This is a genomic window from uncultured Limnohabitans sp. (assembly GCF_937889215.1).
Lineage (GTDB): Bacteria > Pseudomonadota > Gammaproteobacteria > Burkholderiales > Burkholderiaceae_C > Limnohabitans_A.
In genome coordinates this window covers 1-2,260 of the sequence record NZ_CALBEX010000089.1, presented here as the reverse complement: position 1 = coordinate 2,260, position 2,260 = coordinate 1, and the positions used below count along the sequence as shown (strand labels likewise).

Sequence of the window (2,260 nt, the reverse complement as noted above, 5' to 3'; positions counted from 1 at the left end):
ATCATGAAGCAACCGGACTTGGGCACCTCTTTGCTGGTTTTGTCGGCAGGCTTGGCCGTGATTTTTTTTGCTGGACTCAAATGGCGCTGGATTTTGCCGCCCGTGGGCTTGGGTGTACTGGGCATCGTGGTGCTGGTGATCATGGAGCCGAGTTTGTGCCAGCCCGATGTCGATTGGCATGTGCTGCACGAGTACCAGCGCCAACGGGTGTGCACCTTGCTGGATCCCGGCCGTGACCCGCTGGGCAAGGGCTTTCACATCATCCAAGGCATGATCGCCATTGGCTCGGGTGGTTTTTGGGGCAAGGGTTTCATGCAGGGCACCCAAACCCACTTGGAGTTCATCCCGGAGCGCACCACCGACTTCATCTTTGCAGCTTTGGGCGAAGAGTTTGGCTTGTTCGGTGGCTTGGTGTTGCTGTCCTTCTTTTTCTTTCTGATTTACCGGGCCTTGGTCATTGCCATGCAGGCGCCCACTTTGTTCAGCCGCTTGCTGTCCGGCAGCATGGCCATGATTTTCTTCACCTATGCTTTTGTGAACATGGGCATGGTCAGTGGCATTTTGCCGGTGGTGGGCGTGCCCTTGCCCTTCATCAGCTACGGCGGCACGGCGATGGTCACCCTCGGTCTGGCACTGGGCATCCTCATGTCGATCGCCAAATCGAAACAGCTGGTGCAAACATGAGCGGCAAACTGTCCGTTGTGGTCGTCGGCGCTGGAAACATGGGCGGCGGCATGCTGGCCCGTTTGTGCGCACTGGGCTGGTCTGTTGGGGTTCATGACAGCGATGCCCAGGCCCAGGCCCGGGCCGTAGCCCATGGAGCGGTGCCGTTTGGCTCTGCCATGGCCGCCGTTCAAGGCTTGGCGCCCGACGGCGTCTTGCTGGTGGCGGTGGTCGACGCGGTGCAAACCGAATCGGTGTTGTGGGGCTTGGCCGGCGCTGGCCCTTGTTTGCAGCAAGGCCAGGTGGTCATGTTGTGTCCGACTTTGGGGCCGGCCACTGTGCAGTCGCAAGCCGAACGTTTGGCCCCCATGGGGGTTGACCTCATGGATGCGCCCATGTCCGGTGGCCCTTTGCGCGCCCAAGAGGGCACCATGAGTCTGATGGTGGCTTGCTCCGATGGGGTGTGGCAGCGAAGCCAGAAGCTGCTGACCGCCTTGAGTCAGCAGGTTTTTCGCGTTGGAACCCGCGCAGGAGACGGTGCCCGCACCAAGCTGGTCAACAATTTGTTGGCGGCAGTCAATTTGGCGGGCGCTGCCGAAGCCATGGCTTTGGCCGAACGACTGGGCCTGGACCCCGTGGCCACGTTGTCGGTGATTGAAGCCTCCAGCGGCCAAAGCTGGATCGGCTCCGACCGCATGCGGCGGGCCTTGGCAGGTGATTTCGAGCCGCGTGCGCACGTCACTTTGTTGGCCAAAGACACCCATTTGGCCGTACAAGCCGCCGATGAAGCGGCATTCGATCCGCCCATGGGACGACTGGCGCGCGACCTTTTTGCTCAAGCGCTCGCCCAGGGTTGGGCCGATCTGGACGACGCGGCTTTGCTGCGGCTCATGCGCCAAGCTTGAACCCCCTTGCCCCGCTTGGCCTCTTGATGGGCTGCGAACGCAGCATGTCTGGCTTTCCTGTCCGATGCGGGCAAGGGTCTTGATCCGTGCCTACAATGGCTCCCATGATCTCACGCGAACCCACCATCGAACGCCTGGCAACCGCCCGCTCCCTTTTGCTTGAGCCTTTTGGCCTGGACGAAACCCACCTGAGCCGCGCTTTGGCCGCCATCAAGGCCCACGCGGTGGACGACGCCGACTTGTATTTCCAGTACACCCGCTCCGAGGGCTGGAGTCTGGAAGAAGGCATCGTCAAGACCGGCAGCTTCAGCATCGACCAAGGAGTTGGCGTGCGGGCCGTGTCGGGCGAGAAAACCGCCTTCGCCTACTCGGACGACATTTCCGAAGCCTCTTTGATGGACGCGGCCATGACGGTGCGCACCATCGCGCAGGCTACCCAAAACAAACGCATCAAGGTCCCTGCCCGTAAGGTCTCGGCCAGTCGCTCGCTTTACCCCGCGCTCGATCCGATGTCCACGCTGGACAGCACGGCCAAAGTGAATCTTCTCGGCCATGTTGAAAAAATCGCCCGCGCCAAAGACCCGCGTGTGGTGCAGGTCATGGCCGGTTTGGCCACCGAGTACGACGTGGTCATGGTGGCCCGCGCCGATGGCACTTTGGCGGCCGATGTGCGACCCTTGATCCGCCTGTCG

3 protein-coding genes are annotated in these 2,260 nt (G+C 61.5%); all 3 read left to right on the top strand.

Translation table 11 applies throughout. From position 1 onward, the window contains the following. The coding region (locus tag Q0341_RS02020) for an FtsW/RodA/SpoVE family cell cycle protein (RefSeq protein WP_299510191.1) at positions 1 to 684 on the top strand (684 nt) is incomplete at its 5' end. Further along, positions 681 to 1,568 (top strand): NAD(P)-dependent oxidoreductase, encoded by an 888-nt coding sequence (locus Q0341_RS02015; RefSeq protein ID WP_299510189.1) that lies wholly within the window; start codon positions 681 to 683, stop codon positions 1,566 to 1,568. The genes Q0341_RS02020 and Q0341_RS02015, both read left to right, overlap by 4 nt. A 104-nt stretch (positions 1,569 to 1,672) precedes the next feature. Further along, on the top strand, positions 1,673 to 2,260 hold a 588-nt coding region (locus tag Q0341_RS02010), incomplete at its 3' end, for a DNA gyrase modulator (RefSeq protein ID WP_299510192.1).